The 14,343-nt window shown below is 69.4% G+C and carries 14 protein-coding genes; 5 read left to right on the top strand and 9 right to left on the bottom strand.

From position 1 onward, the window contains the following. The first annotated feature begins 82 nt into the window (after window positions 1-82). The gene (locus tag ACFWV3_RS42710) at window positions 83-1,945 is read left to right on the top strand and encodes a glycosyltransferase (RefSeq protein ID WP_382419687.1); all 1,863 of its coding nucleotides are present in this window, start codon (window positions 83-85) and stop codon (window positions 1,943-1,945) included. Here ACFWV3_RS42710 and ACFWV3_RS42715 read toward each other — a convergent pair whose 3' ends face one another. The 8 genes from ACFWV3_RS42715 to ACFWV3_RS42750 form a co-directional block, all read right to left on the bottom strand. Next, the gene (locus ACFWV3_RS42715; RefSeq protein ID WP_382419688.1) at window positions 1,946-2,758 is read right to left on the bottom strand and encodes a carbohydrate ABC transporter permease; all 813 of its coding nucleotides are present in this window, start codon (window positions 2,756-2,758) and stop codon (window positions 1,946-1,948) included. Beyond that, the gene (locus ACFWV3_RS42720; protein ID WP_382419689.1) at window positions 2,755-3,633 is read right to left on the bottom strand and encodes a carbohydrate ABC transporter permease; all 879 of its coding nucleotides are present in this window, start codon (window positions 3,631-3,633) and stop codon (window positions 2,755-2,757) included. Before ACFWV3_RS42720 ends, ACFWV3_RS42715 begins: the two co-directional genes overlap by 4 nt. Next, window positions 3,630-4,859 (bottom strand): ABC transporter substrate-binding protein, encoded by a 1,230-nt coding sequence (locus tag ACFWV3_RS42725; protein WP_382419690.1) that lies wholly within the window; start codon window positions 4,857-4,859, stop codon window positions 3,630-3,632. Before ACFWV3_RS42725 ends, ACFWV3_RS42720 begins: the two co-directional genes overlap by 4 nt. A 76-nt stretch (window positions 4,860-4,935) precedes the next feature. Continuing rightward, window positions 4,936-5,838, bottom strand: coding sequence for a glycosyltransferase (locus tag ACFWV3_RS42730; protein ID WP_090059404.1), 903 nt, complete (start codon window positions 5,836-5,838; stop codon window positions 4,936-4,938). A gap of 3 nt (window positions 5,839-5,841) precedes the next feature. After that, entirely contained in the window at window positions 5,842-6,660 is an 819-nt protein-coding gene (locus tag ACFWV3_RS42735; RefSeq protein WP_382419691.1) for an ABC transporter ATP-binding protein, read from the bottom strand. 19 nt (window positions 6,661-6,679) lie between these two features. Then, window positions 6,680-7,594 (bottom strand): ABC transporter permease, encoded by a 915-nt coding sequence (locus ACFWV3_RS42740; RefSeq protein ID WP_382419692.1) that lies wholly within the window; start codon window positions 7,592-7,594, stop codon window positions 6,680-6,682. 68 nt (window positions 7,595-7,662) lie between these two features. Then, window positions 7,663-8,502 carry a TylF/MycF/NovP-related O-methyltransferase gene (locus ACFWV3_RS42745; protein ID WP_382419693.1) on the bottom strand — a complete coding sequence of 280 codons (840 nt, stop codon included), beginning with the start codon at window positions 8,500-8,502 and terminating at the stop codon, window positions 7,663-7,665. Window positions 8,503-8,566: 64 nt separating this feature from the next. Continuing rightward, complete coding sequence (locus ACFWV3_RS42750) at window positions 8,567-9,040, bottom strand: bacterial proteasome activator family protein (RefSeq protein ID WP_382419694.1); 474 nt, start codon at window positions 9,038-9,040, stop codon at window positions 8,567-8,569. 90 nt (window positions 9,041-9,130) lie between these two features. On the opposite strand from ACFWV3_RS42750, the gene ACFWV3_RS42755 reads away from it, so the two are divergent. After that, on the top strand, window positions 9,131-10,330 hold the full coding sequence (locus ACFWV3_RS42755; protein WP_382419695.1) for a cysteine desulfurase-like protein: 1,200 nt from the start codon (window positions 9,131-9,133) through the stop codon (window positions 10,328-10,330). A gap of 18 nt (window positions 10,331-10,348) precedes the next feature. After that, entirely contained in the window at window positions 10,349-10,993 is a 645-nt protein-coding gene (locus ACFWV3_RS42760) for a class I SAM-dependent methyltransferase (protein WP_382419696.1), read from the top strand. Here the strand turns inward: ACFWV3_RS42760 and ACFWV3_RS42765 are convergent. Then, the gene (locus tag ACFWV3_RS42765; protein ID WP_382419697.1) at window positions 10,977-11,942 is read right to left on the bottom strand and encodes an NAD(P)H-quinone oxidoreductase; all 966 of its coding nucleotides are present in this window, start codon (window positions 11,940-11,942) and stop codon (window positions 10,977-10,979) included. The genes ACFWV3_RS42760 and ACFWV3_RS42765 overlap by 17 nt on opposite strands. Before the next feature lie 45 nt (window positions 11,943-11,987). Between ACFWV3_RS42765 and ACFWV3_RS42770 the strand changes: the two genes are divergently transcribed. Then, window positions 11,988-12,620 (top strand): GNAT family N-acetyltransferase, encoded by a 633-nt coding sequence (locus ACFWV3_RS42770; RefSeq protein ID WP_382419698.1) that lies wholly within the window; start codon window positions 11,988-11,990, stop codon window positions 12,618-12,620. A gap of 80 nt (window positions 12,621-12,700) precedes the next feature. Then, window positions 12,701-14,215 carry a M28 family metallopeptidase gene (locus tag ACFWV3_RS42775; RefSeq protein WP_382419699.1) on the top strand — a complete coding sequence of 505 codons (1,515 nt, stop codon included), beginning with the start codon at window positions 12,701-12,703 and terminating at the stop codon, window positions 14,213-14,215. Window positions 14,216-14,343 lie beyond the last annotated feature (128 nt).

Raw genomic sequence — 14,343 nt, forward strand, 5'->3', positions numbered from 1 at the left:
TCAGGCAAAAGAGTTCTTCCGACGTTTTGAACGGGCGGTCCGGGTCTTCCGGGCCGCCCTGCCACTTGATAGGGGACGGTCAGTGGACCAGAACTGCGTGCTGCAACGGGTGATCCTGCCCAGGGACGAAGACCCGCTCGACGTCAGGCCGCTCTACCTGGACGAGCCGGACACGACGCACTGCCACGTCGCGTCCCGCCGCAGCACCACGGTCCCGCCGTCCTCCAAGGTCTCCTTCGCGACCTACTTCAACGCGTTCCCGGCCTCCTACTGGAAGCGCTGGACGACGGTCGACGAGGTCGTGCTCAACCTCGTCGTGCGCGGCAGCGGCCGTGTCGACGTGTACCGCTCCCGCCCGTCCGGCGACATCATCCACGTCGAGGGCCAGTACGTCCGCGACGCGAGCGAGTGGACCGAGGTCGAGTTCGCGGTGTCGCTCAAGCCGTTCGAGGACGGCGGCTGGATCTGGTTCGACGTCTTCACCGACGACAGCCCGCTGGAGATCCGCGAGGCGGCCTGGACGGTGCGCGAACCGCTGCCGGTGCAGAAGGTCGCCATCGGCATGACGACCATGCGCCCGGTCGACGCCGTGATCGCGTTGCGCGCGCTCGGCGAGGATCCGGCCGTGCTCGAGGTCCTGGACAAGGTCTTCGTCGCGGACCAGGGCGCCGTGAAGGTGCGCGACACCGCGGGGTACGCCGAGGCAGCGGCCCTGCTCGGCGACAAGCTCCAGGTCATCGAGCAGGACAACCTGGGCGGTTCCGGCGGCTTCACCCGCGGCATGTTCGAGGCGATCGAGAACACCGACGTCGACCAGATCATGCTGATGGACGACGACATCCGCCTCGAACCGGACGCGGTGCTCAGGTCCAACGCCTTCGCCCGCGCCGCCGCCCAGCCGGTGGTCGTCGGCAGCCACATGCTGAACCTGCACTCGCGCGCCCGCCTGCACAGCTACGCGGAGATCGTCGACCTCGGCTCGTGCTTCTGGCGTGCCGCACCGGGTGCGGTGACCGACCACGACTTCGGCGCCGAGTCGCTGCGCGAGACCGCGGCCGTGCACCCGCGGATCGACGCCACCTACAACGGCTGGTGGATGTGCCTGTTCCCGCGTGAGGTCGTCAAGCGCATCGGCTACCCGTTGCCGCTCTTCATCAAGTGGGACGACGCCGAGTACTCGCTGCGGGCGCTGGAGCACGGCTTCCCGACGGTGTCGCTGCCCGGCTCCGCGGTGTGGCACATGCCGTGGACCGACAAGAACGACTCGACGGACTGGCAGGCGTACTTCCACACGCGCAACCGGCTCATCCTGGCCGCGCTGCACAGCCCGTACGACGTCAAGGCCGGTCTCGTGAAGCACGGCCTGAAGCTGACGCTGCGGCACCTGCTGTCGATGGAGTACTCGACGGTCATGTTGCAGCAGAAGGCGCTCGAGGACTTCCTGGCCGGTCCGGCTTCGCTCTTCGACTCGCTGCGCACGGGCCTGCCGGAGGTGCGCAGGCTGCGCGCCGAGTACTCCGACGCGCAGACCCTGCCGTCGGCCCGCGAGTTCCCGCCGCCCACCTTCGACCAGGTCCACGCCGAGGCGCTGCTGCGGCCGTCCACGTCGAAGATCACGACGGTCAAGCGGGCCGCGAAGTCGTTGCTGCACAACCTGAGCAAGCCCGAGCCCGACGCCGCGGACCGGCCGCAGCTGAACGTGCCGGCGCTCAGCGCCCGCTGGTCGCTGCTCGGCAACCTCGACAGCGCGACCGTGTCGACCGCCGACGGCACCGCCGTGGCGTTCTACAAGCGCGACCCGAAGGAGTTCCGCGCGCTGGCCAAGCGGGCGGCCCGCAACTACCGCCGCCTCGGCCAGGAGTGGGACCAGCTCAAGCGGGTCTACCGGGCGGCGCTGCCGGAGCTCACCTCCACCGAGTCGTGGCGGAAGGTCTTCGAGAACTGATCACCCCTTGATCCCGGTCTCCGTCACACCGCGCACCAGGAAGCGCTGCATCGCGAGGAACACGACGACCAGCGGTGTGATGGAGACCGCGGCGGCCAGGAAGAGCTCGTGCACGTTGATCGACTGAGCCGTGAGGAACGTCGACAGCGCCACCTGCACGGTCCACGAGTCCTGGTCCTGGGCGATCACCAACGGCCACAGGAACTGGTTCCACGACGTCACGAACGCGATCACGCCGAGCGCCGCGAAGAACCCGCGCGAGTTCGGCACGACGACGCGCCAGAACGTGCCCCAGTGCCCGAGCCCGTCGATCCGCGCCGCCTCCTCCAGCTCCCGCGGGAACGTGAGGAAGTACTGGCGGAACAGGAAGGCCGTGAACCCGCTGAACAGGCCGGGAATCACGAGCCCGCGCAGGTCGGACACCCAGCCCAGGGTCGAGACGACGACGAACGTGGGCACGAACGTGACGGCGGCGGGGATCATCAGCGTGGCGACGACGAGGTAGAACACGACGTTGCTGAACCGGTGGGGGATCCGCGCCAGGCCGTAGCCGGCCATCGAGCACAGCAGCAGCTGTCCTGCCGTCTGCAACACGGCCACCAGCAACGAGTTCAGCATGCTGCGCAGCAACGGCACGGCGGGGTCGCTGAAGAGCTCGGCGAAGTTCTCCCACCGCACCGACGACGGGAAGAACGTCCACGACGTCGCGCTGATCTCGGACTCGGCCACCAACCCGTTGCGCACCACCAGGTAGAACGGCACGAGGAACAGCACGGCCGCGATGCCCAGCGCCAGGTACCGCACCGCCTTCACCGCCGCACCACCCTTCCCTGCAGCAGCGTCACGCCGACGATCAGCACTGCGAGGATCACCGCGCCCGCGCTGCCGTGCCCGAAGTCCTGACCGCCGGACCCGAGAGCCGTGTAGTAGAGGTAGATCAACGGCGGCCGGGCGAACGGCGGGTAGCCGCGGTCGGTGCCGAGCACGTTGTAGAACTCGTCGAACGCCTGGTACGCGCCGATCAGCAGCAGGAGCAGCACGGCGATCGACGTGGTGCGCAGCTGCGGCAGCGTGACGAACCTCAGCGACTGCCACGGCCGTGCGCCGTCGAGCGCCGCGGCTTCGTAGAGCACGCGCGGGATCCGTTGCAGGCCCGCGATGAAGAGGATCATGTAGAACCCGAGCTGGAGCCAGAGCCGCAGCGTCACGAGCACGAGCCAGTACCAGGGCGGGGACGTGGAGACCGTCCACGCCACCGGGTCCGCGCCGAACCAGCCCAGCACGGTGTTCGCGAGGCCGCTGCGCAGCCCGTTGAAGATCGACAGCTTCCACACCAGCGCCGCCACCACGTACGAGCACGCCGTCGGCAGGAAGAACACCGACCGGAAGAACGCCTGCATGAAGCCGATCTGGTTCACCAGCAACGCGAGTGCCAGCGCCAGCACGAACGTCAGCGGCACGATGAACAGCGCGAACAGGCTGAACGTGCCGAGGCTGCTCAGGAACGGCCCGTCGGTGAGCATGTCCGCGTAGTTGCGCAGCCCCACGAACTCGCTCGGCGTCACCGTGTTGCGCGCATCGAAGAACGACAGCAGCAGGCTCCACCCGATGGGCACGTACACGAACACGAGCAGCCCGGCGGCGAACGGCCCGACGAACAGCCAGAACGCGCGGTTGTGCTTCGTCATCCGTACAGGCGCTTCAGCTCGTCCCGCACCTTCGACGCGGCGGCCTTGAGCTCGGAGTCGGCAGGCGCACCGTCACGCACCACGCGTGACACGGCGTCGTTGAACGAGGTCCGCATCACCGACGTCCAGTCCGGCGGGCTGGACGCCTTGGCGTTGTCCCGCACGAACTTCACCGCGTCCGCCGCCGCACCGGTGGTCAGCTTCGACGCCTTCGCGGCGATGCTCTCGCGCGGCGGGATGTGGAAGCCGTAGCTGAGGTTGAAGTCCTCCTGGAAGTCGGTCTTCTCGACCCAGAGCCACTTCACGAACTCCTTGGCCTCGTCGACCCGCTTCGACTTGGCGTTGACCATCGCGCCGAACGCTCCGACGGGCACGCTGGGCTTGCCGTTGCCGGTGAGCTTCGGGAACGGCAGCACGCCGAAGTCGTCGCCGAGCGCCTTCTGCACGGCCGGCACCGTCCACAGCCCGGTCCACTGCATGGCGACGAGCCCCTGCGTGAACGCGTCCGGCTCCGCCCAGTCCTTCACGGCCCCGAGCAGCAGGCCGCCGCTGGTGTAGAGCTCGCGGAGCTTGCCGATCGCCGTCGCCGCGGCCGGGTCGTCGAACCCGACCTGGTGCTCGCGCACGTAGTCGAGCCCCGCCGACCACAGCGCGGGCCCGCCCAGCACGCCGCCACCGCCGTCGTTGCCCGCGAAGAGGCCCTTGACGCCGTCCCTGGTGAGCCGCTTGGTCGCGTCGACCAGCTCGTCCACAGTGGATGGTGGTTGCACGCCGGCCCGGGCGAGGAAGCTCTTGCGGTAGAACAGCATCTGCATGTCGACGGCCTGCGGGATGCCGTAGACCTTCCCGTCGACGGTGTGCGTGGCGAGGATCGACCGGGTGAAGTCGTTCTTCGCGTCACCGAGGAGGTCGTCGAGCGGGACGTACTGGCCGGCCCGGACCGCGCTGACCTGCGGGGTGGACTCGAAGACGTCCGGACCGCCGTCGGACAGCAGGCTCGTCGCGAGCTTGGAGTCGTAGTCGCCGGGGTTCCACTGCACGGTCACCGGGGTCTTGGAGTACGCCTTGGCGTAGCGCTGCACGGCCTCCTGCACGCCGGGCTCGCCATAGGCGTGGTACCACTGCGTGAGAGACTGGCCGCTGCCGCCTCTGCCGGTGTTCGACCCGCAGGCCGCGAGGAGTGCGCTCGCACCGGCCAGGGAAAGAAGTCCGCGTCGGGAGATCACCCGTCCCGTCTTACTCCGATCACTTCGCGTGCGCGAGCGATTACGGGAAGTGCGGGACGGGTGTGCCCCGATCGGATCACTTGCGGAAGAAGCGCTCCCGCTGGCCGAGACGCACGAGCTTCAGCCACTCGACGAACGCCTTCGGGTCGCGCTTCACGGCCAGGAAGTACAGGCCGAAGCGGAACACCTCCAGCGCGCCCAGCTTGCGCATGCCCGGCTGCGACAGCAGGTAGCCGCGGTTGCGGTAGGTGTAGTACCGCTTGACCGGGTTCTCCGGGTCCTGCGCGTGGAACTTGCCGCCCAGCATCGGCTTGAACTCGTCAGAGCCGTCCGGGTGCACGTAGGCGACCCGCAGCGACGTGCCGAACGGCAGGCCGGAGCGGACCATCCTGCGGTGGATCTCCACCTCGTCGCCGCGGAAGAACAGCCGGTAGTCCGGCACGCCGACCACGTCGAGCGTCGAGGCGCGGAACAGCGCGCCGTTGAACAGCGAGGCGATGCCCGGCAGGAAGTCCGTGCCGAGGTCGGCCGCCGACCGCTTCCACGTCAGGCCGCGGCGCAGCGGGAACGCGAGCTTGTCCGGGCTGTCGATGTTCGTGACGACCGGGGAGATCTCGGCGAGCTTGCGGCGCTCGGCCTCCTCCATCAGCACGGCCAGCACGTTCTCGTCGGCGGGGCGGCCGTCGTCGTCCGCGAGCCACACCCAGTCCGCGCCCAGCGAGAGCGCGTGCAGGATGCCGAGCGCGAAGCCGCCGGCGCCACCGAGGTTGCGGTGCGACGGCAGGTAGGTCGTGGGCAGCGGGCACTGCTCGACCAGGTCGTCCACCGGCTGGTCCGGGCCGTTGTCGACGACGACCAGGTGGTCGGGGACGCGTGTCTGCGTGGCGAGCGCCTTCAGCGACTCGGCCAGCAGTTCCCGGCGGTGGCGGGTGACCACCACCGCCACGACGGAGCCCTTGGGCAGTGCCTGGAGGTTCACGATCTATTCGCCGCCGTTTCCGCTGAGGACGGGGGAGGAGTGGCCGAGCCGCTCCAGCGTCTCCGGGCTCATCCGCTCGAACGGGTCGTAGCCCTTGTACGCGGTGAGCACCTCGCGCAGGCCCCCGTGCATCTTCACGTGACCCTCGTCCATCCAGATCGCGCTGTCGCAGAACTCGATCAGGAACTCGTCCGAGTGGTTCGCGAAGACGAGCAGGCCGGAGCGCTTCACGAGGTCCTTGAGCCGGTCGCGGGCCTTCGCCATGAACGCCGCGTCGACCGCGCCGATGCCCTCGTCGAGCAGCAGGATCTCGGGGTTGATCGAGGTCACGACGCCCAGCGCGAGCCGGACGCGCATGCCCGTCGAGTACGTGCGCAACGGCATCTGCAGGTAGTCACCGAGCTCGGTGAACTGCGCGATGTCGTCGACCCGCTTCTCCATCTCCTTGCGGCTCATGCCGAGGAACAGACCGCGGATCATGATGTTCTCGTACCCGGAGATCTCCGGGTCCATGCCGACGCCGAGGTCGAAGACCGGCGCGACCTTGCCGACGATCCGCGAGTGCCCGCGGGTCGGCTCGTAGATGCCGGCGAGCAGCCGCAGCAGCGTGGACTTGCCCGCGCCGTTGTGGCCGATCAGGCCGACCCGGTCGCCGTCCTTGAGCGACAGCGAGATGTCGTGCAGCGCCTCGATGATCGGGACCCGGCCCTCGGAGCCGATCTTGCCGCCGACCTTGCCGAGCGCGAGCTTCTTCAGCGACCTCGACTTGGCGTCGAAGATCGGGAAGTCGACCGATGCGTTCCAGACGTCGATGCTGACCATGGTTTAGCCGACCTCCTCGTCAGACCCAGTAGGAAACACGGGCGCGGTAGTTGCGCAGGATCACCAGCGCGGCGAGCCAGCCCACGACGGTGAAGCCGCCGACGATCGCCCAGTGGTGCCAGTCGACCGCGTGGCCGAGCAGCGGGGCGCGGACGATCTCGACGAAGTGGTACACGGGGTTGAGCTCCGCGACCAGGATGCGCCAGCCCGCGTCGCCACCACCGGTGACCTTGGTGAGGATGCTGGCGTCCCAGACGATCGGCGTCATGAAGAACACCAGGTTGATGAAGCTGTTCACCACCGGCGGGATGTCGCGGAAGCGGGTGCTGATGACGCCGAAGAGCAGCGAGACCCACACCGCGTTGACCGCGAGCAGCGCGAAGCCGGGGATCGCCAGCACGATGGTCCAGCTCAGACCGGGGTGCAGCGGACCGCCCTCGGTCATCTTGTAGTCGTGGTTGAGCGAGGTGAAGAAGATCGCCAGCACCACGACGTAGACCACGAGGTTGTGCATCAGGAACAGCACCTGGCGCCACACCATGCGCATCACGTGGACCGTGATCGGCGCCGGCAGGTGCTTGATCAGGCCCTCGTTCGCGATGAACACGTCGGTGCCCTCGGTCACGCAGCCGACGATGAAGTTCCAGACGATGAAGCCGACCGTCACGTACGGCAGGAACGTCGCGACCTCGGTGCCGAGCAGCACCGAGTAGAGCAGGCCCAGCGCGAGGGCCGTGGTGCCCATCGAGATCGTGATCCACAACGGACCGATGACCGAACGCCGGTAGCGCTGCTTGATGTCCTGCCAGCCGAGGTGCCCCCACAGTTCGCGGTGGTCCCAAGCCTCCCGCACGTCGGCGAACGCGCGCTTGAAGCTGCGCGACTTGACGGCGGGGGGCGCCTCGGGGTGGTCGAGGGTACTGGTGGCTTGCACGAGGACTGAGCGTACCGGCGTCGGATCGGAGGCTTGCTCACCGGTGGGTCACGGTGCGATCACCTGGGTCAGACCTTGGTCACCTTGACGATGACCTGTTCGTGATCGTAGGTGTACCCGAGGTAGTCGAACTCGACCCCGTAGGCCTTCACGTGCTCCATCCAGGCCTTGTGCTCGTGCTCCTGCCACTGCGGGTAGTTGAAGTACTCGTCGAAGACGATGACGCTGCCCTCGACCAGCCGGGGACCGACCAGGTCGAGCACGGTCTTGGTGGACGAGTAGAGGTCGCAGTCGACGTGCAGGAACGTCACCGGGCCCTCGTGCACCTCGAGGAACTTCGGCAGCGTCTCGTCGAACCAGCCGGCCACGAGCTCGGCGCCGGGCACGTCCGGCAGGCCGTCCATCGTGAACGTGCCGGCCGGGAACCCGTTGCGCCAGTCCTCCGGCAGGCCCTCGAACGAGTCGAAGCCGTAGACCTCACCGTCGCGGGCGTTGGCGATGATCTTGAGCGTGCCGCCGGTGTAGACGCCGAACTCGAGGGCCATGCCCTCGGCGGGGGCGTGCGTGAGCGCGTGCTCCAGCGTCGCGTGGGGCGAGCCGAAGTGCGGGACGCGCGGCATGGCCTCCTGCACGAATCGCGCGCTCTGCAGGGCGGCCTCCTGGTCGGCGGCGAACACGATGTCGCGCCGGGTCCGCACCTCCTGCTCCACCGTGTGGTCGACGATGCGGTTCGCCTGGTGTGTCAGCTCGCTGCGCAGCTCGTCCCGCAGGCCGTCGATCTGGACCTGGAGGCGCTCGATCTGCTCGCGTTGCGGAGCGATGGCGTCCTGGACCAGTTCGATCGCCTTGACGCGCAACCTGTGACGAAGCTGCTTGGCCTGCAGGCCGCGGCGGACACGCTCGAGCACGGTGGCTCCTTCCCGAAGTTCAGCGCATCGTAGAGCCAGGTTCGGGTGGTTGTGCTAGAGGCGTCTAGAGGTATTGCCCCGTTCCCTTGCCCGTGGGACCGCCCTCCTGGCCGTCACCGCTGCCGGCGGGCAGCGCCCGTCCGCGCATGTGCTCCAGTTGCGAACGCGCGGCCATCTGCTGGGCGAACAGCGCGGTCTGGATGCCGTGGAAGAGGCCCTCCAGCCAGCCGACGAGCTGGGCCTGCGCGATCCGCAGCTCGGCGTCGGACGGGGTGCCGTCCTCGGTGAACGGCAGCGAGAGGCGCTCCAGCTCGTCGCGCAGCTCGGGCGCGAGACCGTCCTCGAGCTCCTCGATCGACCGCTTGTGGATCTCCTTGAGGCGGTTCCGGCTGGCCTCGTCCAGAGGAGCCGCCCGCACCTCCTCCAGCAGCTGCTTGATCATCGTGCCGATCCGCATGACCTTGGCCGGCTGCTCGACCATGTCGGTGATGTCGCCGTCCTGGCCGCCGACGATTACGACGGGCTGCTCCTGTGTCATGGTCTCCATCCTCGCGTCCGTGGTCGCTTCACGGTTAACCGGGTGGGGCTGCTCGACACCGTGTTTGCCCAATTACGTACGGTGTGAGTCATGGCGTTCGACGTCGCACGGGTACGGGGGCTCTTCCCCGCGCTCGGCGACGGCTGGGTCCACCTGGACGCGCCGGCAGGCATGCAGGTGCCCGAACAGGTGGCCACCGCCGTCTCCACCGCGCTGCGCGCCCCGGTCTCCGGTCCCGGTGGCATCTTTCCCGCCTCCCAGCGCGCGCAGGGCATCGTCGACGCCGCCCGGCGTGCCGTCGCGGACCTCGTCGGCGCGGACCCCGCGGGTGTCGTGCTCGGGCCGTCTTCCGCCGTGCTGCTGCAACGCCTCGCCGACGCCATGACGGACGACTGGTTCATGGGCGACGAGGTGCTCGTGTCCCGCCTCGACCACGCGGCGAACATCGCGCCGTGGCTGCGCGCCACCCAGCGCACCGGCAGCGCGGTCAAGTGGGCCGAGATCGACATCGAGACCTGCGAGCTGCCGAGCTGGCAGTACGACGAGCTCGTCACCGACCGCACCAAGCTCATCGCCATCACCGCCGCGTCCGGCGTGGTCGGCACCCGGCCCGACCTGGGCAAGATCTCCGCGGTGGCCCGCGCGCACGGGTCGTTGATGGTCGTCGACGCCTCCTCGGCGGCGCCGTTCGTACCGCTCGACATCGTTGCCATGGGCGCGGACGTGGTCGCGCTCTCCGCCGGTCAGTGGGGTGGCCCGCCGGTCGGGGCGCTGGTGTTCCGCGACCCGTCGATGCTCGAACGGCTGCCGTCGGTCTCGGTCGACCCGGCCGCCCGCGGCCCGGAACGGCTCGAGCTCGGCCCGCACGCGTACCCGATGCTCGCCGGTCTCGTTGCGTCAGTGGAGTACCTGGCGGACTTGGACGACGCGGCGTCCGGCCCGCGGCGGGAGCGCCTGCTCACGTCGCTCGGATCCGTGAAGGCCTACCAGGCGGGACTCCTCGCCAACCTCATCAACGAACTGCGGTCGCTGCGGCACGTGATGGTGATCGGCGACGCCATGCGCCGGGTTCCGGCGCTGGCGTTCTCGGTCGCCGGGGTCAAGGCGGCGGACGGCGTCGAGCACCTGGCGTCCCGGGGCGTGTGCGCGTTCGCCGACCCAGGCCAGCACGGCGTGTTCTCGGTGCTGGGCGTCGGCGAGATCGGCGGCGCCATCCGCGTCGGGCTCGCGCACTACACGAACGCCGTCGAGATGGACGACCTGGTCCGAGCGGTGGCCGAACTGGCCTGAGCACTTGGGAGATCCTGCTTGGACGACACGCTGGCCCGCGAGCTGGCTGATCTCTCCGCCCTGCACCGCATCGACTCGCTCAACACCGAGTACCTGCCCCAGCTCTCCGGTGACCTGCGCCCGTCCGCCCTCGTCGCGGTGATGGACGAGATCGTGCTCGGCGCGCGGACCGTGCTGGTGGAACTGGGCTGCGGCTCCACGTCCGTCCTGCTCGCGCGGTTGTTGCGGCAGCGCGGGTTCGGGCACCTGCTGTCGATCGAGCACGACGAGCGGATCGCCGCGTTCGTCGCCTCGCAGCTGCGCCGCGAGGGCTTGGGCTCGATCGCCCGCGTGGTGCACGCGCCGTTGTCGAGGCACCCGGCGGCGCTGTCGCGGCACGGCCAGTGGTTCGCACCGCAGCAGGTGCACGACGAGGTGCTCGCGTACGTCGACCGGTTCGGGCTGGTGGACCTGCTGCTGGTGGACGGGCCGGGGTTCGGCGACTCCCGCTACCCGGCGCTGCCGGTGCTGCGGGCCGTGCTGGCACCGGGCGCGACCGTGCTGGCGGACGACGTCGACCGGCCCGACGAGCAGGCGGTGCTCACACGCTGGTCCGAGGAGTTCGGGCTGGAGTTCCGCACGGCTCCCCGGACCGCGCTGGGCACCTCTACCGTTCCCGCTTGAGCAGGACCTTGCCGAACACGTCGCTGGCCTCCAGCAGCCGGTGCGCCTCGGCGGCGTCCGACATCGGCACGACCCTGCCGACGATCGGCTTCACGGCACCGCTGTCGACGAGCGGCCACAGGTGCTCGCGGACCTGCGCGACGATCGCGCCCTTGCTCTCGACCGACCGCCCGCGCAGCCCGGTCGCCATCACCATCGCGCGCTTGGCCAGCAGCGCGCCGATCGGCAGCTCGCCCTTCACGCCGCCCTGCATGCCGATGATCATCAGCCGGCCGTCCGGCGCGAGCACCTCGATGTTGCGCGGCAGGTAGGCGGCGCCCATGTTGTCGAGCACGACGTCGGCGCTCTTGACCTCGGCCACGAAGTCCTGGGTCTTGTAGTTGACCGTGATGTCGGCGCCGAGCTCCGCGCACTTCCGCAGCCGCTCGTCCGAGCCCGCGGTGACCGCGACGGTCGCGCCGAGCGCCTTGGCGACCTGGATGGCGTGCGTGCCGATGCCGCCGGCGCCGCCGTGCACGAGGAACGTCTCGCCGAGCTTCAGCCGTCCGTCCATCACGACGTTCGACCACACCGTGCACGCGACCTCGGGCAGCGCGGCCGCCGTGACGACGTCGACGCCCTGCGGCACCGGGAGAACCTGCGGCGCCGGCACGACGACCTTCTCCGCGTAGCCGCCGCCCGCGAGCAGTGCGCACACCTCGTCGCCGACGTTCCAGCCCGTGACGCCCTCACCGAGCGCGGCGACGGTGCCGGAGCACTCCAGCCCGATGACGTCCGACGCACCCTTCGGCGGCGGGTAGAAACCCTGGCGCTGCAACAGGTCCGCGCGGTTGACCGCGCTCGCGGCGACGTCGATCAGCACCTCGCCGGGACCGGGCACGGGGTCGGGGACCTCGGTCCACTCGAGCACCTCTGGGCCGCCGGGGTCGCGAACAGTGATGGCACGCATACAGTCGACCGTAATACCGTTCGACAGGTCCGGCACCATCGGATCATGGACCCCTGGCCTCTGCGACACCTGGTTCTCCGCACCCCGCGCCTGGAGCTGCGCCCGGACGACGACGAGGGCCTGTTCGAGCTCGTCGAGGTCGCGAAGGACGGTGTGCACGACCCGGAGGACATGCCGTTCCTCGTGCCGTGGACGGACTGGGTCGCCGGCGACGGCGGGTTCGGGATGATCAAGCACTACTGGGGCGCGCGCTCCTCGTTCGCCGCCAAGGACTGGGCGATCAACTTCCTCGCGCGGCACGAGGGCGGGGTCATCGGCATGCAGGAGGTCTCCGCCCGCGACTTCGGCGCGCTGCGCGAGGTGAGCACCGGCTCGTGGATGGGGAAGCGGTTCCAGGGCGGTGGCCTCGGCACCGAGATGCGCATCGCCGTGCTGCAGTTCGCGTTCGACCACCTGGGGGCGAACATCGCTCGTTCGGCGGCTTGGCTGGGCAACCACGCGTCGAACCGGGTGAGCGAGAAGCTCGGCTACGTGCACGACGGCTCGATGGCCGCCGCACCCCGCGGCAAGCGCCTTGAGCACGTGCGACTCCGCCTGGACGCCGCCGACTTCGTGCGCCCGGAGTGGTCCGTCGAGGTCGAGGGGCTCGCGGAGAGTGTCGATCTGCTCACCAGCTGAGATCCCGCCGACCGAAGGATTGTGTCCTGGGTCTCCTTTTTGTGAGGGTGCAGCCATCTCGAACAAAGGGGAACGTTCACATGTCCGGCAGAACCAAGCTGGCGACGGTGCTTGCCATCTCGGCACTAGTCGCAGCCCCTACCGCCACCGCGTCCGCCGCGGCTGACCCCGCTGGCCCCGCCCTCGCCAAGAAGCTCGCGAAGAAGGTCACCGTCGAGGGCGTCAACCGGCACCTGATCGCGTTCCAGCGCCTCGCCGACCGCAACGGGGGCAACCGCGCCGCCCTGACCCCCGGCTACGACGCGAGCGTCGACTACGTCGCGGGCAAGCTGCGCGACGAGGGCTTCATCGTGTCCACGCCGACGTTCGACTTCGACGTCGCCGTCACCGACGCCGAACGGGCCACCGTCGGCGGCGTGAACTACCAGGCACTGATCATGACCGCTTCGCCGCAGACCCCGGTCGGCGGCGTGACGGGCACGCTGCGCGTCGTGCCGGAGGACGCCACCACCGGCTGCGAGGCCACCGACTTCGCCGGCCAGGACTTCACCGGCTCCGTCGCCCTGATCCGCCGCGGCGGCTGCACGTTCGAGCAGAAGCACCTCAACGCCTTCGCCGCGGGCGCCATCGCCGTGCTGGTCTCGAACAACACCGCCGGTCCGCTGTCCAACGTGACGCTGACCAACCCCGGCAAGATCCCGACGGGCGGCGTCTCGCAGGCCGACGGCACCACGCTCGCCGGCAAGGCGGGCTCGGCGGTCACCGTCGACATGCGCTTCCACACCGAGACCCGCACCCAGCGCAACGTCGTGGCGCAGACCCGCACCGGCCGCACCAACAACGTGGTCATGGCGGGCTCGCACCTCGACAGCGTCGAGGTCGGCCCCGGCATCAACGACAACGGCTCCGGCTCGGCCTCCCTGCTGGAGACCGCGCTGCAGCTCGGGTCCAGCCCGAAGGTCGACAACGCGATCCGCTTCGCCTGGTGGGGCGCGGAGGAGCGCGGCCTGATCGGCTCGACGAAGTACGTGCAGTCGCTGACGTTCGAACAGCAGCTGGACATCGCGCTGTACCTGAACTTCGACATGGTCGGCTCCCCGAACGCCGCGTACTTCATCTACGACGGCGACAACTCCGACGGCGTGGGCGCGGGCCCCGGCCCGTACGGCTCGGCCCAGATCGAGAAGGCCTTCGCCGACTACTTCGTCGCCAAGGGCGTCCCGACCGAGGGCACGGACTTCTCGGGCCGCTCGGACTACGGCGAGTTCATCGCGCAGGGCATCCCGGCCGGCGGCCTGTTCACCGGCGCCGAGGGCGTGAAGACCGCGGCGCAGGCAGCGAAGTGGGGCGGCACGGCGGGCATCGCCTACGACCCGTGCTACCACTCGGCGTGCGACAACCTCGGCAACATCGACCGCGTCGCCCTGGGCCGCAACGCCGGCGCCATCGCGTTCGTGACGGCCGCTTACGGCGTCTCGACCGAGGATGTCAACGGCGTGCCGCCGCGCTCGAAGCGTGCGGACGCGCGCAAGTCGGCGTCGCTGTCGAAGGCCGCCGCGCACGTGGGTGAGCACTCGCACGCGGCTGTTTCGTAGGTATCGCTAGCTGACGCAGGGGTCCCCCGCCAAGGCAGGGCTTCGGCAAAGTCGTTTCACCTGGACGCAAGGCGGGCACGGCGCTCGTTGATCATGTGAGTGTCTAAGTCGCATGATCTTGTGGGAGT

It is taken from the genome of Lentzea sp. NPDC059081, assembly GCF_042738015.1.
Classification (GTDB): domain Bacteria; phylum Actinomycetota; class Actinomycetes; order Mycobacteriales; family Pseudonocardiaceae; genus Lentzea.